Here is a 21,991-nt window from a genome sequence, read left to right as displayed (position 1 = left end):
CCCTGGATGCGCTTCACCGCTCTTTGCACAGAGCGCCAACATTAAGTTGCCACCGCGCCAGAGTAACGCCCATGGCACCCTGTGTCGCGGGTGGTTTATGCTTGACCATCCCCCCCCAAGCTTAGTCGGTGCGTTGGGCACGCGCAAAGGCCTGGGCCACGGCACTGAGCTCGTTACTCGGGTTTGCCGCCCCCTGCGTTTGCGTTTCAGGAGGGCGCGCTGGGCGGCGTGGTGCTTGAGCGGGTTTCTCTTTTACAGGTTGCACCGGGTTGATCGCCCGTGACAAACGGTTCATCGCCTCGACCAGATTACCCGCTTGCAGCGCCCCTAGCGCCGCTTTTGCCAACGCCATGAGCACCGGCATCACCACGTCCCGCTCCTCTTTGGTAAAGCTCGATAGCACATAGTTGGCGGGATCCCATTTGGCGGGAGGACGCCCAATGCCCAACCGTACCCGCACAAAATCGGCGGTGCCAAGGTGTTGTTGAATGGACTTCAGCCCATTATGGCCCCCATGCCCACCCCCCACCTTCATTTTTATCTTACCCAAGGCAAGATCCATATCATCATGAAAAACGATAACGTTCTTTGGCTCAATTTGATAATAGCGGGCAGCCTCACTCACCGACTCCCCTGAGAGGTTCATAAAGGTTTCTGGCAGCAACCAATAGAGTTTTTCGCCCTGCACCACACCGCTACCAAAACGGCCTTTAAATCGACTGCTGGGGGCAGGCAGACCATAGGTGTAACAGATCGCATCCATGGCATCCCAGCCTAGATTATGCCGTGTCTCCCGGTATTTTTCTCCTGGATTACCCAAGCCGACCAACAACACCGCCATCACCAACACTCCCAAACAGCAGAACGGGAGGCGCTTGACACGCCCCCCGTCCCGATTTCCATCCTGGCCGCTTACACAGGGGTTATGCCTCTGCTCCAGCCTCTTCATCGGTCTCTTCAACCTTAACACCCACCATAACCACCACGGTGAAGTTAACGTCGGTGAACACCTTGGTCCCCTCGGGCAGAGTGATGTCCTCAATATGGATTGATTTACCAATCTCCATCTCGGCACAATCCACCAAAATCTCGGTGGGGATGTTGCCGGACAAGCAGTGAATCTCCAACTCATGACGCACGATCTGGATGATACCGCCACGCTTGAGCCCAGGAGCCTGATCTTCGTTGCGCAGATGCACAGGCACATGCACGGTGATCATCTTGGTGGGGTCCAAACGCAGAAAGTCCACATGCTCAGGCAGATCGGTCACAGGGTGACGCTGTACGCCACGTACCAACACGTTTTCAACCTTGCCATCCACACTCAGTTGATGAACGGTGTTAAAAAGGGTTGGTCCCTGACCGGCAATCGCAACGCGAAAAGCGTTCAGGTTCATCTCCAGACTGATGTTCTCTTTGCCTGCGCCGTAAACCACAGCAGGGATACGCCCCTGTTGACGCAGCTTACGGGCCACCCCCTTGCCGAGCCCTTCACGCGTCACGGTCTCAAATGTTGCCATTGTGCTCTTCCTTCTTCTCTTAATACAACATGGTCACTGTTTTATGACCGCGCAGTCGACCTCCAGGGGTGTCGAAAAGTCGGCATAAAACCCACAAAACGGTATCGACAGGATACCGCAATTAAACGAATAGTGAGCTAACCGATTCGGCATCAGAAATGCGGCGAATCGCCTCACCCAGCAGGTTGGCCACGGTGTAAACCTCAATCTTTTCACACGCCAAGCCACGCTCAGAGAGGCGAATGGTATCGGTAATCATAAAGTGGGAGATGGCGGATTTTTCAATGCGCTCGATGGCCGGCCCAGAGAGCACGCCATGGGTACAGGCTGCATAGACCGAGTTAGCCCCTTGTTCCAACAGGGCGTTGGCGGCCGCGCACATGGTACCAGCGGTGTCCACCATATCGTCCACAATCAAGCAGTTTTTACCGGCAATTTCCCCAATGATATGGTGAATTTCCGCTTGGTTGGGTGCTGGGCGCCGTTTATCAATGATCGCCAGATCAACATTGAGACGCTTGGCATAACCCCGGGCCCGCACTACCCCACCAACATCTGGGGAGACCACCACCACATTATCCAGCCCCTTGGCACGGATCGCCTCCAACAGCACTGGAGAGGCGTAGAGGTTATCCACCGGCATATTGAAAAAGCCCTGGATCTGCCCAGCGTGCAAGTCCAGCGTCAGGGTGCGTTGTACCCCAGCAGCATGCAGCAGGTCAGCGACCAGTTTGGCCGTAATGGGGGTACGTCCAGCCTCTTTACGGTCTTGGCGGGCATAACCATAATAGGGGATCACCGCAGTGATATGACCTGCCGAGGCGCGCCGCAAGGCGTCAACCATAATCAGCAGTTCCATCAAATTGGCATTGGTGGGGGCCGAGGTGGGTTGAATGATAAAGACATCCCGCCCTCGCACATTTTCGTCGATCTGGACAAAGATTTCACCATCGGAGAAACGGCGGACCGTAACCTCACCAAGCGTTGTGCCCAAATAGTCGGAGATCCGTTCTGCCAGCTCGGGATTAGCCGTACCGGAGAAGATGCGCATTTTTTGATGGAGGCTCATTAGAATCTACCGGATGCGGATCACGAGATGACCTCCCATAACTCAAGAGGCTGGTCTCGTATAAAAAACAAAAGAGTGTCCCAGTACCCCGGTGACACTCCTGTCTTAGAAGAATGGCTGGGCCGCCAGGATTCGAACCTGGGGATGCCGGAATCAAAATCCGGTGCCTTACCGCTTGGCGACGGCCCATCACAATCGTTTCAAATATGTCCCCTCGGAAACGGACGCCATTATAGCGCTCTGTCACGCAATTGCAATCTTCTTTTTGAAAAGCACCTGCATTTTATCGGCTAGAACTGTCCAAGGCAGGGGTGCGTATGTAACATTTTACCTTCGATTACAAGCCATTGAGCATTATTTTGGCGTAACGTTTGCGCCGCATTCACCGCGTTCACTTCGTCGTCAAAAACCCCAAAACAGGTGGTACCACTGCCGGACATGCAAACCCCATCCGCCCCCTGTTCCAGCAACGCCTCAAGCACGCTCCCAACCTGCGGGCAGAGCTGCACCGCCGCCTGTTGGAGATCATTATGCAACTGATGGGCATGCTGAATACCCCCATCAAGCCACGCCTGTGCCGCTCCGGGCGGCGTATAACAGCCCCCCACCTGCGCGGCATGGGCCTTAAACACCGCCACCGTTGAGAGCGCAACACCCGGATTGACCACCACCAGATGCCAAGCCGGCAAGGCTGGCATGGGGCTGAGTCGTTCGCCAATACCCTGCGCCAAAGCGGCCCGCTGGTAGAGAAAAATGGGCACATCCGCGCCTAACCCCAGCCCAATTTCCGCCAATTCTGCCGCGCTTAGCTGCAATCCCCAGAGCCGGTTGAGCGCCAACAGGGTGGTTGCGCAATCGGACGAACCCCCACCCAGCCCGGCACCGTGGGGAATCTGCTTGCGCAGTTGAATCGCCACCCCCTGCTCCACCCCAAAGCCTGTTTTTAAGCGTTCTGCCGCCCGATAGACCAAGTTATCCGCCACACTGGCCGTTACCGCTGGTTCACAGCTTAGATGGATTCCACCGCCTCTATCCAAGCTAAACTGCAACGTGTCCTGCAAGGGAAAGTAGGCCATCACCGTTTCCAACAGATGATAGCCATCGGCACGCCGTCCCACCACCCGTAGGGTTAAGTTAAGCTTGGCGGGCGCCGCATAGATAAGTGGTGCGGGCTCCATCATGGTGCCCGCCGCAAGGGCCAAAACTCTTTAAAAATCGTCTTAGGGTAGGCATCGCGCCACGAGCTCGGGCCTAATTTACCCCCCAAGCGCCATTTTTTGGCCGACACGCTCAAACGGTTACTCTCCCCCACCCGCACCTCGATACTGTCGGGCGTCAAGCTGCTGGGCGCACGCTGCTGATCCCGCCACTGATAACGCACATGGTAAGGCAGACCCGCACGCACCAGCCCCCACCGCTCCAAGGGACGGCCATCCTCCGGTGAGACACGGATCCGCTCACTGGCGCCGCTGTGCAGCCAAAAATCGCCATCCACCTTTTGCCAGGTCCAGCTACTCTCCAGATCGGTCACGCCCAACAGCATGCGTACCAGCTGCTGAGGAGGGATCTCCAGACCCGTAAAATGGGCCATGCCTTCACCATTAGCCGGAACCCGCTCCACCTCTAACCGGTCAGGCAATACCCGCTCTAACCAGAGGGCGCTCAGCCACACCTCCATCGCCAACTGTCTAAACGGCCCATACGCTTGCAAACGCATGCTCTGCTGCCCATGACCGGTAATGCGTACCCGGCTGCTGCGCCCCTCAGAGGCATTTTCCATACGCAGCACCCCTTCCACCTGCCAAGCACCGGCCACCGCATCACGCAAGCGTATTTGCCAGTTACGGGCATGGTCAAACGCTTGCCAACGCAGGCTCTCGCTCTCCAGCAAGGGGGGCTGCTTGGGACCGCATCCACCCATCCATAACAACATAGACAAAAGCGGGATCCACAACGGGATCCCGCCCAATTTTTCGTGTCGTCTGCGCACCATTGGCACCCCTGGTGTCTACGCGGCCCAACCCCCGATTATGGCAAGTTAAGCTGGCGTAACTTCTCCTTGAGATTCGCATTATCTGGACTGATCTTGAGATATTTTTGCCAAAAGTTCGCCGCCTCTTTATCACGACCCAAAGCCTTTAACACATCCCCCAGATGTTCAACGATGGTAGCATCATCGGGCTGCAAGCGCACGGCCTCACGCATGGCGTCCACCGACTCAGAGAGACGGTTCATGCGAAACAGCACCCAGCCCAGACTGTCGGTAATAAAACCATCCCCGGGTGCCAACTTGGCGGCCTTTTTTAACAGCTCCAGCGAGCCTTCCAAATTCTCATTGCGGTCTGCCCAGGTATAACCGAGATAGTTCAGTGCATGAGCGTCATTGGGATTAACCTTAATGTAGGCTTCCAAATCGGCTTCAGCCTCTTTCCACTTACCCAGCTTGTCGTAGGCCATGGCACGGTTAAATAGAAAACGGGACTCCTCGGGATCTAACTTTAACCCCTCCTCCGTAGACTGAATCACCTGCTCATATTGATCGTTTTGTAGCTGCAAAAAATTAAGCGCCAACACCACATCCACCCGTGTGGGATGGCTCTTATAGAGGCTTTCAACAATCTCTACCCCCTCTTTTTTACGCCCAAGATCCGACTGCAAATAGGCGATGCGAATCTGCGACTCGGGATAGAAGGTCTCGCCCAACTGCACCTTGGCATACTCACCAACCGCCTCTTCATCCCGCTTTAAATACTCCAGAGCCTGCCCTAGGTAGTAGCGGATGCTAGAATTTTCGGGTTGCTGCACCTCGGCCAGCCGCAAGGCACCCAGCGCCTCTTCGTAGCGCTCTTGCGAGAGTAGAATAAAGGCACTGCTCAGGTGAGCCTGTACACTGGATGGGGCCAACCTTTGCAAGTTACTAAAGACCGCCAGCGCCCCTTCGCGGTCGTCCACATTCAACAACAGACGGCCCAAGCGGGTATGCACCACCTCACTGCGGGGATGCTCATCCAAATAGCGCCGATAGATCGCCTCGGCCTCTTCATTTTTTTTCAAATCCTGCAATACGGAGCCCAGCGCCAAGGTGGGCTCCAACTGCTCTGGGGCCATGGCGCGGGCGCGTTCAAAAGCCGCCAACGCCTGCGCTTGATCATCTTGGTGCAGCCAGCCCCGACCAACAGCCAGCTCCGCACGCCAGCCAATCAAGGGATGGCTAAGCAGCGCCTCCACCACTTTGCTGGACTCAGCCGCACGCCCAATACGCCCATAAAGCTGCGCCAACACCAGTCGCACACCACTGTCGTCAGGATCCTGTTTAAGCAGCTCCTCATACTGCACCACCGCCTCGGGATAGCGTTTAAGCACCCGCAGGATGGTCGCCAACGTACGTCGCGCCAGCTCATGCTCTGGGGCCAGATCCACCACCTTACGAGCATGCACCAGGGCTTTTTCATAATCCTTGCCCTGCATCGCGAGGCGCGCCACCATCACCTGTGACTCCACCGCACCAGGATCGCTCTCCACTACCTGGGTAAAGGCGGCTTCGGCCCCTTTCCAATCACGCTCTTGCAGCAGCAGGTGCCCCACTAAAAAGCTAAAGGTCGCGGTGGCATCGGCCAACCGCTCCTCTGGGGTAAAGATGTGGGGCTCCTTAGTGGTAGCCGCCGCAGTTTCTGCACGACTCTGATTGAGCCCGCTCTCCACCGCCCATGTACATCCAACCAACCCCAGTACCACGAGGGAGCTGATGGCTTTGATCGTTTTAAACCGATTTTTTTTCACGGCATGTACCAATCGCAGGGTCTGTTGATGCACCGGCTTACGCCTATGCGCCAGGTTCGTCCATGAGAATCAGGCTCTTTTTCCACTGGCCCGCTCTCTTTACTTCGACCATTTTGGACAAACACTTAACCTACTCTCTCTCTTTTTTTGTTCATAATCCGCCAAAAAGGTTGCGCCAAGTCTCCTATTATATCGAAGTTCCCTAGCCTTAACCTATTCTACACGCACCGCTTTATATTTTTCTACGGGCTATCCTTTAACCGGGCAAACCCGCCTCTTCGGCACTCAGCCCCTCCACCTCTTGCAGCAGACCGGCGGCATCAATATTGTACATACGCACCACGTCGCCCAACGTATCGACCTGCGACGCCAAGCAACTGGCACACTCAATACCCCGTTTGGCAAGAGCTTCCTCCAATCCCGGATACGCTTCCATAAGCTGCGAGACACTCTTTTGTTTCGGCTTGTCAGACATCACGTCATTCCTTCTAAGACCGCCTAGGCCAACAGCACCCCTACGGTGGGCAGGTTTTTATAACCCCATGTTCAACATAAACAGCTCGATCGCCCCTAAATCGACCAACAAGGCAAGGTTTTTTTTACCCTACTCTATGCTACATTTTTTCGTTGGCAATTTGGTATTTACTTTATATTACAGTCATTAATAAAAAACTTCGCCCGTTATTCACAGCTGCGACGTTCTTTGGTGTCACCCCTTCGGAACTGGTTTGACACATTCCGTGCTTGTCATGTTCACCTCCTTTATATATAATTTCGCGCTTTCTGATAAGGATGAATCTTGACTTGTCAAGTCGACCCATAGAAGGAGCCGCGCCGTGGCACGCAAAAGAACGCTGGGTGGAAAAGCCCCCCAGGCTGGTAACAAAGTATCCCACTCCCAACGCAAAACCCGTCGTCAGTGGATGCCTAATATTCAGACCAAAGCCCTTTGGAGCATCACCCTGGGCCAATCTGTCAAGGTCACCATCTCCACCAGCGCCCTGCGCTCTGTGGATAACGCCGGTGGGCTGGACAACTACCTGCTTAAAATTCTGCCCTCCGAACTGACCCCCTCCATGCGTCGCGTGGCCCGTCAGATCCGTGAGCGCAAAGCCGCTGCCTGAATAAGCCAATCTCCCCCTGGGGAGTGGCGTTAGTAACGGCGCGACTGCGAACTTAAAAAGGCCCTTTGACCCCGCTGGTCAAAGGGCCTTTTTAATGAACACCCGCTCGCTTCGACGTGCGCTTATTGGCCACCCAACAGCGCAGGCATCATACGAATACCCGGATCATACGCCACACTGCCCCGTTCCAACAGATTTTCGTCATAGCGCGCATTGTCATCAGGCTCAATCCCCGTGCCGCACATGGCAAAAGGGACCGGATTCATATTATGGGTTTTGGTCTCTACCGGGGTGGGATGGTCCGGCAAGGCCACCGCCCGATAGGCCCCCTGCCCCCGCAGGTAAGCCAAGACAGGACCCACCACCTTAGCATCAAAATCCTCAATGGCCTTAATTTTATAGTCCAACCGTCCTGCATGGCCCGATTCATCGGGGGACTCCACATGCACAAACACCAGATCATGCCGCTGGAGCGCCTCTACACAGGCAGCCGCTTTACCCGCATAATCGGTATCAATCCAGCCTGTCGCCCCCGGTACCACCATATTTTCAAAATCGATACAGTTGGCAATGCCACGCATCAGATCCACCGCCGTAATCATGGCACCACTTTTGCCAAACCGCTTCTTAAAGTGCGTCAATTGAGGCCGGTAGCCATGCCCCCACAACCAGATGCTATTGGCGGGGAGCTTACCCTCGGCCACCCGTTGCTGATTGACCGGATGGTCGCCTAAAACAGCGCGAGAGGCCATCATCAACCCCACAATAGGCTCGGCATCGGGTCCTGTGGGTAGATGCCCCGCAATCGCTTGGTCCGAAATATCGTGGGGGGCACGACAGCGCAGATCCACCCGACCGCCGCGCCACACCAGCAGGTGTCGATAACTCACCCCTGCATGAAACTCAAAAGCCTCGCTCCCCAACTGCGTTTGCAAGGCATGGATCAATTGAGCCGCCTCTGCGCTGGTGATATGCCCGGCTGAAAAATCGGCCATCACCCCATAATCTTGAGAGAGCGATACCAAGTTACAGCGAAAGGCCACATCCCCCGCATTCAACGTGACACCCATGGCAGCGGCCTCCAAGGGGGAACGCCCGCTATAACTTTCCCGCACGTCATAGCCCAGCACCCCCAGGTTAGCCACATCACTACCGGGTTCAAACCCATCCGGTGTATTACGGCACCAACCCCCCACCCCATCTTTAACCATGCTGTCTAGATTGGGCGTATTGGCAACCATCAGCGGCGTTCGACCATCCAAGGCATCGACCGGATTGTCGCTCATACCATCGCCGAGAAACACCACATACTTCATAGGGACACCTACCATCACCAGAGAAAGCCCATCATCAGGCAATTACCACCAAAAAAAACGCGCTGGTCTCTGCTTCCGACCTGTCGAAGCAGCCACCAGCGCGCCTATTATTTCATATTTATGGTGCAGGAGGAACCCTGCAACCCTTTTTATCCCGGCAACAGATCTTTTACCATCTCACGCTCACGGCGCAACTCGTCCAACACCGCGTCAAATTTGCCTTTGATAAAAGGACTCATAGGGACCCCCTCCACAATGGACCAATCCCCATGGCCGGTGGAGGTCAACGGCATACCCGCGATCAAACCGGCATCCACCCCATACGCACCATTGGCCATAACTGCGGCACAAAAGGTATCCCCTGCGGGGGTTGGGGTAATCAAGGAGCGGACATGATCCAACGCCGCATTGGCCGCAGAGGCCGCGCTGGAGGCACCACGGGCCTTGATAACCGCCGCACCACGGTTCTGTACGGTGGGCATAAACGCATTCTCAAGCCAAGCGGCATCGGCAATCACCTCGGGTACCGGCTTACCGCCAATCTTGGCAAACTCAAAATCAGGCACCTGATTATTGGAGTGGTTACCCCAGATCACCACGTTGGTCACATCTATAACTTGGGCACCCGCCTTGCTGGCCAGCAAATATTTGGCGCGGTTTTGGTCCAACCGCATCATGGCAGAAAAGCGCTCATGGGGCACATCGCTGTTATGGGCTGCAATCATACAGTTGGTGTTGCAGGGGTTACCCACCACCACCGCCCGCACATCCTGAGCAGCCCGGTTCAGCGCTTTACCCTGATTAACAAAAATAGGGCCGTTGATTTTGATAAGATCACTGCGCTCCATGCCCGGCCCACGCGGGCGCGAACCCACCATTAAACACCAGTTGATGCCGTCAAACGCCTGCTCAGGGTTATCAAAGGCCTCCACCTTGGCCAAGGTGGGGAACGCACAATCTTGTAGCTCCATCATAACCCCCTCTAGGGGGCCCATAGCTTGTGGGATCTCCAACAATTTAAGCTCAACCTTGCGGTCTTTACCAAACAGTTGACCCGAAGCCAAACGAACCAGCAAAGAGTAGGCGATTTGACCAGCGGCACCCGTGACCGCGACGCGAATGGGATCTGCCATTATGACAATCTCCAAAAAGATGTGAATGCGTGCCGATCATTCACCATGGTGATGACTGGCTTTTTCCTAAACTATTACCAGGATTCCCTCATATACTCAATGGTTCACCGTATCACCATTTACCCCAAAAAGGAATTATGCGTGCATCCTTAAATTCTTTTTAAACCAAAATTCCCTTTCATTACAAGGTTTAGATAATGCATACCCCCCATTCCAGAAATCTACATTCATCCTCTGTGCATATAAAATCCAATATCCACTAATATTCGCCGCTAAACAGCCCCCCATCACCACCACCTATAACGTCAAAGGTGGCCTTTCAGCACGAGCTGCGCTAGCATAGGATTTTCCAAGGATGGAAAGGAGTTAACGTTATGCTTAAAAAACACGACCCCAGTGCCGGTTTGCAGTGGAATCTCTTCATACCCCGTATTGAAGAGGAGATCGACCCCAACCTGCCCCTGGTGCGACTGGCCGATGAAATCCCCTGGGAGAGCATCGAAAAACAGTTTAAACACGGTTACGCTCGCCGTGGGAGACCCGGAAAAAGTGTGCGCATGATGGTTGGTCTGCACTTTTTGCAGCGCCTTTTTGCCCTCTCTGAGGAGCGTTTGGTTGCCCAATGGTGTCAAGAGCCCAGTTGGCAATATCTGTGTGGCATGGCTTTTTTTGACCCCACCCCACCCCTGGAACGCAGCGCCCTGCCCCATTGGCGCAAACGTTTTAGCCCCGAAAACCTAGAACGCGCCCTGCTGCGCATGGTTGAAGTGGGGGAGTCTCTGGGCATTCTACAGTATCATGCCGGCCAACTCACCCTATTGGAGCAGCAACCCTAACCCCACATGGCGCTTAAACCCGCCAGGCCGGGTTAAGCGCGACCGCCCCCTCTCCTACCCCAAGAGCCTTTGATAAAGAAAGGGGGAGCGATTGCTCCCCCACATCGTTCTACCACAACCCTTGCAACTCAGTTACCGCTGGCATCTTTTTCTTCTGGCGTTGTCGCGGCTTCATCAGCCTCATCAAATTGTTGTTCTTCTTGCTGAGTCTCCTGCTGAGTCTCCTGATTGGTTTCTTGCTGGCCCTCTGTCCCTGTCGGGGGGTTATCATTGGTATTGACTGCATCATTGGCATTGGTTGCGGCCTGCTGACCTGCCACACTATCCTGAGCAGCCGTGTTCCCAGCATCTGTAGCAGCCTGCGCCGTCTCTTGTACCGTGGCCGCAGCCTGGGTAGCGGCCTCATTGGATTGTACCACAGCGGCTTGAACCTGCTGGGCTACCTGAGCTTCTGATGCATTGGCAACCTGATTTAAAGCCTCCGTCGTTTGCCCACTTGAAAGCGCCAACGCATTTGTAAGTTCTTGTTTTTGCTCACCTGCAACACCACCAACGCTGGCGATAATTAGCCCCATGGACTGGGCATCTTTGGTCCCCGTCGCCTTGGCGATTGCCACTGCGATGGCAACGGCACTGCGTTTATTGGTCTGCGTCACGGCTGCTGCCACCGAGGCCATATTTTGCGCACCAGCCTCTTTAACCACAGCCCCTGCAATGGCCGCTGCTTGCTCCGGTGCCACGCTGGCGACGGCCGCCGCAACCTTAGCGGCATCAGCCCCCCCCACCGTTTTGGCCACAGCCCCCGCCACCGCTGCGGCATTCTGCGCACCTGCCGACTGCGTGACCGCTGCGGCAATATTGCCCCCTTGGCCTTTGGCCTGTTGGGTCACAGCGGCGGCGATGGCCGCCGCTTGGCCACCTGCCACTTTAGCCACCGAGGCCGCCACCAATGCCGCAGAACCTTCCCCAGCAACGCGCGTTACCTCAGCAGCGACCGCAGCGGCCTGCACTGGCCCCGCGGCTTGTGCAACCGAAGCCGCCACCTGTGCGGCCTGATTGGGATTACTGACCGCAGCCACCTGACCGGCTACCGCCACCGCCGATTGGGGTGCCGCCGCTGCCGCTGCGGCGGCCACTTGGGAAGCGGCGGCGCTCTGCTGGGCGGCGGGCAAACCTGTCACCGCTGCACTGGCCACATCCCCTGCTACCGCAGGATAAGCTTTGGCTGCCACGGCGGCCAACTCAATCGCAGAGGCCGTATTATCGGTTTTTCCTGGTACCGACAAGGCACTCTGCACAATGACTTGCACCAGCGCTTTGGCGATGGTCAATTCGGTTTGCCCCGTCGCTTGCACCGCATTGCCCACCACTTTACCCACTTCTTTAGCATCGGTGGCGGTTGCCGCAGTTGAGCGGATAATGGCATCGGTCGATTGGCTCTGATTGCTCTGCTGGGCTGCCTTTTGGTTGGCCACGCTTTGACTTAATATCTGCGCTGCCTGAGGGTTAGCCGCCTGTACCTGCGCCACAAACGCCTGCTGCGCCGCACTTAACGCCTCCCCTGGCCCACGGGGCGAGAGCAGACCCAACTCCGCTGCTTGACGCAGCATGGTCAAGGCTTGCGCCACCCCTTGCGCATGCGCGCTGCTTACAAACGAGAGGGTCAATTTTTCAGCCCATGCGGCATCCCAGCCATGCCCAGCCGCCAGGGCTAACCGCTTTAGCTGCTGCATTAGGCGATTATCCGATTGGGTCGGCGCGGAGGGCACAAGCCCTTCTGTCTCCCCTTCAACTGGATTAGCAAGACCCAACTGCTGATAGAGCGGCAAACGACTAGCCCGCGCATCCTCCTCCAGCATCTCTTTGGTAAAGCCCTGTTGCGACTCTTTACTGTTATCACCCAATTGCGCCTGAATCTCTTGCAACAGGCTGGATGTCATCTCTAACGGCATCTGCGCCGGTGGCATAGGTCCGTTACCCTGCATACTTGCGCTGCTCTGCCCCTGTTTGATCTCTTGAGCCCCCTTAGCATTGCTCATTACCCCGCGACCATCGGACAAAAACGCAAACACCGGCGCATCAGGGGCAATCAATCCTTCTAATGCGGTCCCCCGCACACCCATAGAGGCCACAGGTGTGTTAATTTTGACATCCTGGCGTTTTACCTTAAAACCAGAGAGATAACGGTAAGCGCCTTGGTGGACTTTAACCAGCTTGGTGGTCTGGCTATCCACAGGGCTAAAGGCAAACTTTTGCAGCTCCAACGCCCCATCTGGCCCCAGTGTAAGAGAGGACCCATCACGAAAACGGATCGTCACCTTTGCCCCTTCCCCTGTACGGATGGTCTGGTGGGCAAACAGCTTTTCGCCAAATTTGGCCCGTCTAGCCTCTCCTTGCTCAACAATCTCAACATTTTTTACCGACAGCGCAATGCGGCCCACATGCACGGGCTCAGCCCGACTTTCCCGCACGGGCAGCAACAGCACCATGGAAAAAAACAGCAGCGGTGTAATCCATCGATAAACCTGCATCGGTTCCCCCTTAAAACGGGTTGCTCACCTAGTGATCCCTCTACCATCAAGGCCGCCCGCAAACACAAGCCACCCCTTGGACAAATATACCGACCTAACCCTTGGTGACGCCCCCACCAGCAAGAGTTACCCATAAATCACCATACCCCACCATCATAACCCATTCAACCAAACAGGGGTTACGTCATTTTGGCACTTCTCCCACCAGACTCTGCACAAAAAAAGGGGGCTTACGCCCCCTTTTTGCCAACTTATCGTGCCCATACGGCTCACCAAAACCCTTCTGGAACCGTAATGATATCATCTGGATAGACCTGATCATCCAACCCAATGGGTTGCTCTTTGTGGCTCTTATCGCCACTTCGTATGACGGTCATGCGCTTTTCATCGGCGCGATCTGAAAATCCCCCGGCCAAGGCAACCACTTTGCGCACCGTCAAACCAGGGCGGTAGGGATAGCCACCCGAGCTGTTGACCTCGCCGTTAATAAACAGGGTGCGATAGTTCAGGATAGCGACTGAAACGAGGGGTTTTTTCAGGTAGCCATCCACCAAGATGCGATACAGGCGCTTCTCCAAATCCTGAATCGACAACCCAGCCACCTGGATATCACCAATAAAAGTGTAGGATATTTTACCGTCCGGTGCGACCTGGGCCTCCATGCTAAGATCCGGCTCACCATGGACGCTGATCTGAATTTTATCCCCTGGTCCAAGCTGATAGTTGGACCGTAGGCCCTCACTCCAAGCTGACGCCGCCAGCATCGAGCCTGTCAGCAACATGACGCAACAGAGGACAAGTGCTGATTTCAACCCGCCACGCATACCTCACCCCTTACCCGTACCCTATTTTCTACAGAGATTACCCGCGATTACAGGCCACCCTTCTTCCCCTATGAAAGAGGTGTGGATGAACGACACCAGCGACGTTCACTCCAGAGCAAGCCCCGCGCAAACACCATGGTCTATGGGCATTTTGACGCGCTTACAGGCCGCCTTCAAGGGAAAGTAGAAACTGATTATTTTTATAGGAACTGCTCGCTTCACTCGACTTTTTATCGGTCATGGAATAGGTACCATTTACGCTCACCCATTTGGGGAACTGATAGCTAAAGCCCGTGCTCATGGTCCAGGTATCATCCTCACGCTGCGTATTGTAACTACTCTGGGCCAGCTTGATCTCCCCATTAACTGAGAGGAAACTACGCAGAGAATGTTTCAGCGAAAGTGAGCTCGTGGTGTCAATATAGTGGATTCCCGTGGTGCCACCCTCAGCAAAACTCCGATTGACGTTCAGATCCACATCGGTGCGTGACGTAGGACTCCAGGTCAACCCCCCTTGAAAACCGTAGGTCTGCGCATCGGAGCCGGGATCATCGGCATAGCGCTTATCCAACCAGTTGACATCAAGCTTGGCATTGAGCTGAGCACGCGCTTTCCAGCTGAAACCCACCCCATACTTCATACCGATATTATCCCGCAGCAGCGCTGCATCGTCATAGACGTGACGCTGAAACTCAGAGTGCACGTTCACATCGGTTTTGGGTGCCAGCGACAAGCGTAATTTAGCGGCGAAGGTATCCCAAAAACGCCCGACGCTTTCCTGGGTATCCACATCATGGGCAACCGAAAGCTCGGCACGATAGCGGTTATAGGTGTAGTTACCGCCCAGTTTGCCGCCGAAGGTATTGTACTTAGCTGGAACCTGCGAAGCGGTTAAACCACCGGTGTCGGGCTGGCCACGGCTGGAGTGGGTCGATTTGACATAAGCCTGGGCGTGCAACTTAACCCGTTTGCTGGGCTCCATATCCATTTTTAGTGTCAAGCTGTTGTCGGCATAATCCTCAAGCTTGCGCTTCATGTGCCGCGCGATGTCCGACTTGGCTTCCAGGGAGATTGCCAACTTACGCCAATGGGTCTTCAACGTGACCACCGGCGTCAATTTGACGATGGAGTCAGAAACGTGATCATTCTGAGTTTTTAACAGGTTATCTTCATAACTGTAGGCAGCGGTCAATTTGGGTGTAACCCTAAAGATCCCGACAGGAATACCCCGCGCTCCGCGTTCTGCACGCAGATCTCCCAGAAGACTCCACACCAGCAGCAGCAAAAACAGCGTAATGCCTGCGGTGTAGCGCTGTCCGGAGCTATGTTTAAGCGCGGATTGCATCTTGTGGGTTAGCCCTTCACGGGTAATGGACAGAAACCCTGCCCCGTTAATTCAGGCTTTGCTCAACCGTGGCTTGCAACGCCAAGTTTTAACAAAACCAGTGTGCTTCTGACAGATTTTGAAATGCTCCTAACCTTATGCAACAGTCAGGCCAATCTAAACAAAACCTCCACACGTCGCCAACAAGACGCGCCACCCTACAAGACGCAATAACCAAACCACCTTTTGCCACAATCCCTTTAAAAAAAACAAAAAGAGGGCGCCCCTTACAGAGTCGCCCTCTCTATTAATGACTACTTGCCCGTCATTATCCACACTTGGCGCGTTACGCGACCCGCACCAGACCATCCTCAACCACTACCGAAACAGGGAACAGACCGGGTTTGCCCTGAGGATCTGGCTCGGTACAGGCCCCACTTTCCAGATCAAATACCCAGTTATGCACACGACACTCGACCTGTTGACCATGATCCACCCCTTCGCAGAGGGATGTTTTTGCATGGGGGCAACGGCTTTGCCATACTTTGACGTTCTGCTCGCTGGCGCGATAAACAATCAAATTGCCGTCACCATAGGCCACACAGGTCATTTTTTGCAGGGGAAAATCCTCCACATTGCCCAGCACACTGTCGGGGAGCGCTTGTTTTTGGTCCCCTTCTACCTCTGGCACCAGATCCAGATCCCGCAGCACTTGGATGGCATCCAACACTTTATTAAGACCCGCCGCAGGAAAAGCCATAAGCACGGCATCCAAAATTTCCTCTTTACTGGCCCCTGCCTTGAGCGCCTTGGGCGCGTATTGACGCAAGCCCCGCTCAGTACCCACGCTTACTTTGGTGACGATCTGAATTAAACAACGGGTCTTATCATCCAGCGCCTGCACACTCTCTTTATAGAAGGTCAACAGACTGGTCGCTGCCGCTGGACGGGCAGCCGCTAAATAACGTAACGCTTTAGACATAACACTCTCCGGTAAAAAGCTTGCGCCCAAAGAAGAACCTTCGCATGGGCATACGCCTTTTTTTCTAGTTGATGAGGGAGGATCGCCAATCGGGCCGCTCACCGGCCCGCACTCGATATGACACAAACACAACCCCCTACCACGCAAAGCGGTAGAGGGCCAAAAAACAGAATGTCAACCTTTTATTTTGATCGCGCTCATGGTAACACTTGACAAACCAACAAGCGCCCGCCAGAATCTCTCGACCTGCGTATCTGAACTTTTTACGCTTGGTTCTTAATGCAGCCATACACACCGCCACCCCGAGGCGCAGGATCGCACCTCAATCAATGACGCTCTATACGGAACAGAGCAACCGACCAGGGACTCGGCACCCTTACCGGGCAACCGAAGGCTCAAGCCAGCTTTTATCGCACGAAACATTCTGGAAATCCAGCCTCCAACCACTTGGCCTGTGCTGAACAGCGGCACACAGCCCTTTGCACAGCTCGGTTGCAGGGCCTATTTTTTAATTGATCGCTTCAGTTTAAGGAAGAACCATGAGCATTCAAACGCAACTCAGCGAACGTATGAAAGATGCCATGCGTAGCAAGGATACCGCCACCCTGTCGGCGTTGCGCATGCTCAAAGCCGCCCTGCTTAACGAAGAAAAATCGGGCAAGGGGGAGATCAGTGACGCGGATGCCATTCGCATCATCCGCAGCCAGATCAAACAGCGTGGCGACTCTGCCGCTGCCATGCGCGAGGGCAACCGTGAAGAGGCCGCGGCTAAAGAAGAAGCCGAAGCTGCCATTTTACAGAGCTTTCTGCCTGAACCTCTAAGTGATGCTGAGATGGTGGCATTGGTTGATCAAGCTGTTACGGCAACCGGTGCAGAGAGCCTCAAGCAGATGGGCGGGGTGATGGCTTGGTTAAAATCCCATAGCGATGACCGTGCGGATTTTAGCCAACTATCAGCCATGGTTAAAAGTCGTTTGGGTTAGTTGCCTCGGTGGCCTATTTTCCAGACACTTTCCTTGATCAGCTCAAGGAGCGGGTAGACATCGTTGATGTCATTGAGCGCCAGCTTCCTTTAAAAAAACAGGGGCGCAACTGGATTGGCCTGTGCCCTTTTCATCATGAAAAGAGCCCCTCTTTTTCGGTGAACCAAGAGAAGGGCTTTTATAAGTGTTTTGGGTGCGGTGCCAGTGGTGATGCCATTAAGTTTGTCCAGCAAACCCGTGGCATCCCCTTTGAAGAGGCGATCCGCGAACTGGCCGCTCAGGCGGGCTTGCCACTACCCCAGGAGCAACGTCAAAATCCCGCCCAGGCCCAAGCTAAGGAAAAACGGGATCGGCTACGTGCTCTGTTGGAAGAGAGCAAACGCTTTTTCCAAGGCCAGCTCCGTGCCCCCAATGGTGGGCTGGCTCGGGCCTATCTACAGCGCCGGGGGTTAACCGCAGAGACCATCTCCAGCTATGAGCTAGGGTTTGCACCGGCGGGCTGGCGAAATTTGCTGGATTTTTTTGGCGGTGGCGACAGCGCCATTGAATTGATGCTGGAAGCAGGTCTGCTGGTTAAAAAAGAGGATGGCAGCGTTTACGACCGTTTTCGTAACCGTATTATCTTTCCGATTCTCGACAGTCGCGGACGCTGCATCGCCTTTGGCGGTCGAGTACTGACCGATGAGAAGCCCAAATACATCAACTCGCCCGAGACGCCTCTCTATAATAAAAGCGAGGTTCTTTACGCCCTCAATCGCGCCCAAGAGCGTTGGAGCCGTGGAGAGATGGCGTTGGTGGTCGAGGGCTACATGGATGCGGTGATGCTGGCCGAGCACCATTTAACCGGCACAGTAGCGACCTTGGGAACCGCTGTGACGGAGCAGCATCTTAAACTATTATGGCAACGCACCAATCGCATTATTTTTTGCTTTGATGGTGACGCTGCGGGGCGACGGGCCGCATGGCGGGCGCTGGAGCGTGGTTTACAGGGCTTGCAGGCCGACCGTCACATGCAGTTTTTATTTTTGCCGGAGGGCGAGGATCCTGACTCCTTGGTGCAAAAGGAGGGGGTGCAACGCTTTAAAGAGCGGGCAAATGGGGCTTATAGCCCTATGCAGCTTATGCATAAAGTCATGGGGGAACAGCTGGATCTGTACACACCAGAAGGTCGGGCTGCGGCGGTGCATCGCATGCGCCCGCTGATTACCAGCGTGGCAGACCCGGTTTTACGGCAGCTCTATGCGGATGATTTAGGCCACAAGCTGGGGGGGGTCAGTGGTGCTCAGCTGCTCTATGGCGGAGAGTCTCCCGCACCCGCTACACCGGCATGGCCAGGGTCTACACCCTATGGCGAGGGTCATGCACCCAGATTTCCGGTTAGAAGTGGGGGTTCCCGCCGCGCGGAGTGGCGCAACACGATTAAAAACCGGGGGGGTTGGCAACCTGCGCAAAAGCCTAGCTGGGAGCAAGAGGTCTCTTCGCTGTTGTTGGGTGGAGAGGTCAGGGGACGGGATTTTGAGCAAGCACTCTTAGCGCAACTGCTCAATGATCCACGTTTGCTACTGGAACATCAGGAAACTTTAAGCACGATTCAGCTGAAAAACACTCAACTAAATCAGTTATTGACCGAACTGTTGGAAGTGGGACCTGATTTGCAGCACTTGGATCAACCTTTTTCCATAGACCAACTGAAGGATGGTCAATCAGCACAGCTGGCAAGACGCATTCTGTTGGAGGAACAGACCCCTTTAGACGACCCTGCGCGGGAGCTTGAGGGGTGCATGAAAACCGATCAACTTCGCCAATTGCAACAAGAAATGGTCGCAGTCAACGCCCGTATACGGCAAGGCAACGCAGAGACCTTCAAAAAGGACTTTGACCACCTTATGCAGTTAAAGAAGGATATGGATCGGCTTAAACAGCGATAGCAGGGGTCTCTATCGCTGACATTCGGCAAACACCGTGTAATGGACGGAAAAAGTAACATGGCCGAGGATACCAAACGCGAAGACATGAAAAAGCTCATCGCCCGTGGCAAAGAGCGGGGATTTTTGACCTATGATGAGGTCAACGATGTGCTACCCAATGACATGACCTCTGCGGAGGATATGGAAGATGTTGTTGGTCTCCTAGACAACATGGGCATCGATCTTATTGATGATGAACGAGAAGAAGGGGCGCGTCCGAAGAGCCGCCCAGCAGCCGGTATCGGCAATCTCGACAGTCTAGATGACGATGTTGATGAGGAGATTCTTGGCATCTCCGACTTTGATAGCGAGGATGATGAGAGTGACGATGAAGATGGCCTGCGCAGTGATGGTGCCATCGAAGATATCGACTTAGGCAAGACTGATGATCCTGTACGCATGTATTTGCGTGAGATGGGCTCCGTTGAGTTGCTGACCCGTGAGGGTGAGATCGCCATTGCCAAGCGAATTGAGGAAGGCTGCAATGAGGTGATTGCCACCATCTGCGATGCACCTTCCACGTTTAACGAAGTGATGATGCTGGCTGAGCGGTTGCGGGCCGGTGAGATTTCACTGCGGGAGGTGCTGGACATCTCCACGCCCCAAGATGAGGGGAGTGAGGACGAGGATCTCAACAACGACGATGATGAGGTTGAGGCCAGCACCGAGAGCGATGATGAAGATGTGGATGAGGATGATATCGTCAACGGGCCTGTCAAGGTGCGCAATCCGGTACCAGAGCCTCCCCCGGTTAAGACCGAGGAGGAGATTGCGGCCCAGCGGGAGGCGGATAATGAGCAATTTCGTGAGCTTTACGAGGCCACATTAGCCATCTTTGACGAAATTACCCGTGAAAATGAGGTATTGGTAGAGCTGCGGGATCCGCTGAACGATGCTTTGCAGAATGATCCTGAGGGGGAAACCTGCAAACGGCTGCTGGCGGAGTATCAAGCGCACAAGGCACGGATTGTGGAGATTGTCGCGGGCATTAAGTTTTCGCCCAAGCAGCGGGATCGGCTGGTTGAGCGCATTAAGAGCTACGTGGCTGCGGTGCGCGCGCAGGAGCAGAAGATTATCACCATTGTGACCCAGTGTAATGTCAAAAAGCCCGAGTTTATTGAGCAGTTTACGGGCAATGAGAGTGACACGACCTGGATACAAAACTTTGCCAAGACGCGCAGTGCACCGTGGAAGCGGCTTTATGAGCAGTCTGAGCTCATCTGCGAAGCGCAGTTGGTTATTCGCAGCATTGAGGAAGAGGCTGGTCAAACGGTTGCGGATTTGAAAAAGTGCAACAAGAAGTTGATGGATGGTGAGCGGCGTGCCAATCAGGCCAAGAAGGAGATGGTGGAAGCCAACTTGCGTCTGGTGATTTCCATTGCCAAGAAGTATACCAACCGGGGTTTGCAATTTTTGGATTTAATCCAAGAGGGCAACATTGGTTTGATGAAGGCGGTGGATAAGTTTGAGTGGCGTCGGGGTTACAAGTTTTCTACCTATGCTACGTGGTGGATTCGTCAGGCGATTACCCGTTCTATTGCGGATCAGGCGCGCACCATACGTATTCCGGTGCATATGATTGAGACCATTAACAAGCTGGTACGCACCAGCCGTCAGATGGTGCAGGAGATGGGCCGCGAGCCCACGCCGGAAGAGATTGCTGAGCGCATGAGCATGAGTTTGGAGAAGGTGCGCAAGGTATTGAAGATTGCCAAGGAGCCGATCTCTTTGGAGACACCTGTAGGGGATGAAGAGGACTCCCATTTGGGAGACTTCATTGAGGACAAGTCCATGCTATCGCCATCGGAGCATGCGATTATGTCTAATTTGCGGGATACGACGGGGCGGGTATTGCAGACGTTGACCAGTCGCGAGGAGCATGTTTTGCGCATGCGCTTTGGTATTGGTCTGCCGACGGATCACACGTTGGAGGAGGTGGGTAAGCAGTTTAATGTTACCCGTGAGCGTATTCGTCAAATTGAGGCTAAAGCACTTCGCAAGTTGCGTCATCCGACGCGTTCGCGTAAACTGCGCAGCTTCTTGGAGTCATAATTTCGGGGTCCCCTCCCCTTCTGCTGGATGGGTTGTGGGGGGGGGATTTTGAGAGGGCCTATAGCTCAGCGGTCAGAGCCGCCGGCTCATAACCGGTCGGTCCCAGGTTCGAATCCTGGTGGGCCCACCAAACAAGGATCCCAAGGGATCCAATGCAGTGCAGAAAGCCAGTGGAAACACTGGCTTTTTTGCGTTCTTCCGTCTAAAGTCGTCCAATAGGAGTTCATGAAATCCGGGGGCAACTGGGGGCAATTCTGGGGGCAGAGCAATGAGATTGAAAATCTGTTGCCCCCAAATCCTACCAAGGCGGTCGGAATCGAACCCTGCTCCAACCGTTGAGAGGACGCAAACCATGCCACTGACCGACCGCGCCATTCGACAAGCCAAACCCACCGACCGGCCCCAAAAGTTGTTTGACGGTCGCGGGCTGTATCTTGAGGTGGCCACCAGTGGCGGCAAATGGTGGTGGTTAAAGTTTCGTTTCGGCGGAAAAGAGAAACGCATCTCCCTGGGCGTCTATCCCGACGTTTCCCTGAAACAGGCCCGGGAG

At 54.7% G+C, this 21,991-nt stretch carries 18 protein-coding genes, 2 tRNA genes and 1 pseudogene; 7 read left to right on the top strand and 14 right to left on the bottom strand.

Going from position 1 to position 21,991, the window contains the following annotated elements:
* Nucleotides 1–121 precede the first annotated feature (121 nt).
* The 8 genes from pth to MMC1_RS04160 form a co-directional block, all read right to left on the bottom strand.
* The gene (gene pth, locus MMC1_RS04195) at nt 122–841 is read right to left on the bottom strand and encodes an aminoacyl-tRNA hydrolase (protein ID WP_011712501.1); all 720 of its coding nucleotides are present in this window, start codon (nt 839–841) and stop codon (nt 122–124) included.
* An 82-nt stretch (nt 842–923) separates the two neighbouring features.
* Complete coding sequence (locus MMC1_RS04190; protein WP_011712500.1) at nt 924–1,520, bottom strand: 50S ribosomal protein L25/general stress protein Ctc; 597 nt, start codon at nt 1,518–1,520, stop codon at nt 924–926.
* Between the two features lie 121 nt (nt 1,521–1,641).
* The gene (locus MMC1_RS04185) at nt 1,642–2,589 is read right to left on the bottom strand and encodes a ribose-phosphate pyrophosphokinase (RefSeq protein ID WP_011712499.1); all 948 of its coding nucleotides are present in this window, start codon (nt 2,587–2,589) and stop codon (nt 1,642–1,644) included.
* 114 nt (nt 2,590–2,703) lie between these two features.
* Nucleotides 2,704–2,778 (bottom strand) — tRNA-Gln (locus MMC1_RS04180).
* Nucleotides 2,779–2,879: 101 nt separating this feature from the next.
* Nucleotides 2,880–3,770, bottom strand: a complete 891-nt coding sequence (locus tag MMC1_RS04175; RefSeq protein WP_011712498.1) for a 4-(cytidine 5'-diphospho)-2-C-methyl-D-erythritol kinase — start codon at nt 3,768–3,770, stop codon at nt 2,880–2,882.
* Nucleotides 3,767–4,528, bottom strand: coding sequence for a hypothetical protein (locus MMC1_RS04170; RefSeq protein ID WP_143711355.1), 762 nt, complete (start codon nt 4,526–4,528; stop codon nt 3,767–3,769). The genes MMC1_RS04175 and MMC1_RS04170 overlap by 4 nt, the downstream gene beginning before the upstream one ends.
* Before the next feature lie 89 nt (nt 4,529–4,617).
* On the bottom strand, nt 4,618–6,402 hold the full coding sequence (locus tag MMC1_RS04165) for a tetratricopeptide repeat protein (RefSeq protein ID WP_011712496.1): 1,785 nt from the start codon (nt 6,400–6,402) through the stop codon (nt 4,618–4,620).
* Nucleotides 6,403–6,625: 223 nt separating this feature from the next.
* Nucleotides 6,626–6,844, bottom strand: coding sequence for a DUF1858 domain-containing protein (locus MMC1_RS04160; RefSeq protein ID WP_011712495.1), 219 nt, complete (start codon nt 6,842–6,844; stop codon nt 6,626–6,628).
* Nucleotides 6,845–7,205: 361 nt separating this feature from the next.
* Between MMC1_RS04160 and rpmB the strand changes: the two genes are divergently transcribed.
* On the top strand, nt 7,206–7,493 hold the full coding sequence (rpmB, locus tag MMC1_RS04155; RefSeq protein WP_011712494.1) for a 50S ribosomal protein L28: 288 nt from the start codon (nt 7,206–7,208) through the stop codon (nt 7,491–7,493).
* Nucleotides 7,494–7,615: 122 nt separating this feature from the next.
* Here rpmB and MMC1_RS04150 read toward each other — a convergent pair whose 3' ends face one another.
* Together MMC1_RS04150 and MMC1_RS04145 are read right to left on the bottom strand one after the other, a co-directional pair.
* A complete protein-coding gene (locus MMC1_RS04150) occupies nt 7,616–8,809 on the bottom strand; it encodes a cofactor-independent phosphoglycerate mutase (RefSeq protein ID WP_011712493.1) in 1,194 nt (397 codons plus the stop codon).
* Nucleotides 8,810–8,958: 149 nt separating this feature from the next.
* A complete protein-coding gene (locus MMC1_RS04145) occupies nt 8,959–9,942 on the bottom strand; it encodes a malate dehydrogenase (protein ID WP_011712492.1) in 984 nt (327 codons plus the stop codon).
* A gap of 374 nt (nt 9,943–10,316) precedes the next feature.
* On the opposite strand from MMC1_RS04145, the gene MMC1_RS04140 reads away from it, so the two are divergent.
* Complete coding sequence (locus tag MMC1_RS04140; protein ID WP_011712491.1) at nt 10,317–10,778, top strand: transposase; 462 nt, start codon at nt 10,317–10,319, stop codon at nt 10,776–10,778.
* Between the two features lie 128 nt (nt 10,779–10,906).
* Here the strand turns inward: MMC1_RS04140 and MMC1_RS04135 are convergent, their stop codons facing one another.
* From MMC1_RS04135 to MMC1_RS04120, 4 genes are all read right to left on the bottom strand, one after another.
* A complete protein-coding gene (locus MMC1_RS04135) occupies nt 10,907–13,309 on the bottom strand; it encodes a FecR family protein (protein ID WP_011712490.1) in 2,403 nt (800 codons plus the stop codon).
* A 269-nt stretch (nt 13,310–13,578) separates the two neighbouring features.
* Complete coding sequence (locus MMC1_RS04130; RefSeq protein WP_011712489.1) at nt 13,579–14,133, bottom strand: polysaccharide biosynthesis/export family protein; 555 nt, start codon at nt 14,131–14,133, stop codon at nt 13,579–13,581.
* A 160-nt stretch (nt 14,134–14,293) separates the two neighbouring features.
* On the bottom strand, nt 14,294–15,478 hold the full coding sequence (locus MMC1_RS04125) for an outer membrane beta-barrel protein (RefSeq protein ID WP_011712488.1): 1,185 nt from the start codon (nt 15,476–15,478) through the stop codon (nt 14,294–14,296).
* 325 nt (nt 15,479–15,803) lie between these two features.
* Entirely contained in the window at nt 15,804–16,439 is a 636-nt protein-coding gene (locus MMC1_RS04120; RefSeq protein WP_011712487.1) for a Rieske 2Fe-2S domain-containing protein, read from the bottom strand.
* Nucleotides 16,440–16,978: 539 nt separating this feature from the next.
* Between MMC1_RS04120 and MMC1_RS04115 the strand changes: the two genes are divergently transcribed.
* The 5 genes and pseudogenes from MMC1_RS04115 to MMC1_RS22495 form a co-directional block, all read left to right on the top strand.
* The gene (locus tag MMC1_RS04115; RefSeq protein WP_011712486.1) at nt 16,979–17,422 is read left to right on the top strand and encodes a GatB/YqeY domain-containing protein; all 444 of its coding nucleotides are present in this window, start codon (nt 16,979–16,981) and stop codon (nt 17,420–17,422) included.
* Between the two features lie 8 nt (nt 17,423–17,430).
* Nucleotides 17,431–19,350, top strand: a complete 1,920-nt coding sequence (gene dnaG, locus MMC1_RS04110) for a DNA primase (RefSeq protein ID WP_011712485.1) — start codon at nt 17,431–17,433, stop codon at nt 19,348–19,350.
* 57 nt (nt 19,351–19,407) lie between these two features.
* Nucleotides 19,408–21,441 (top strand): RNA polymerase sigma factor RpoD, encoded by a 2,034-nt coding sequence (rpoD, locus tag MMC1_RS04105; RefSeq protein ID WP_173361574.1) that lies wholly within the window; start codon nt 19,408–19,410, stop codon nt 21,439–21,441.
* Between the two features lie 54 nt (nt 21,442–21,495).
* Nucleotides 21,496–21,571, top strand: a tRNA-Ile gene (locus MMC1_RS04100).
* A gap of 138 nt (nt 21,572–21,709) precedes the next feature.
* Nucleotides 21,710–21,970, top strand: a pseudogene (locus tag MMC1_RS22495) (Arm DNA-binding domain-containing protein); the annotation flags it as partial.
* Nucleotides 21,971–21,991: the final 21 nt, after the last annotated feature.

Source organism: Magnetococcus marinus MC-1, assembly GCF_000014865.1.
In the GTDB taxonomy this organism is placed as follows: domain Bacteria; phylum Pseudomonadota; class Magnetococcia; order Magnetococcales; family Magnetococcaceae; genus Magnetococcus; species Magnetococcus marinus.
This window is presented reverse-complemented; position numbering and strand designations above follow the sequence as displayed.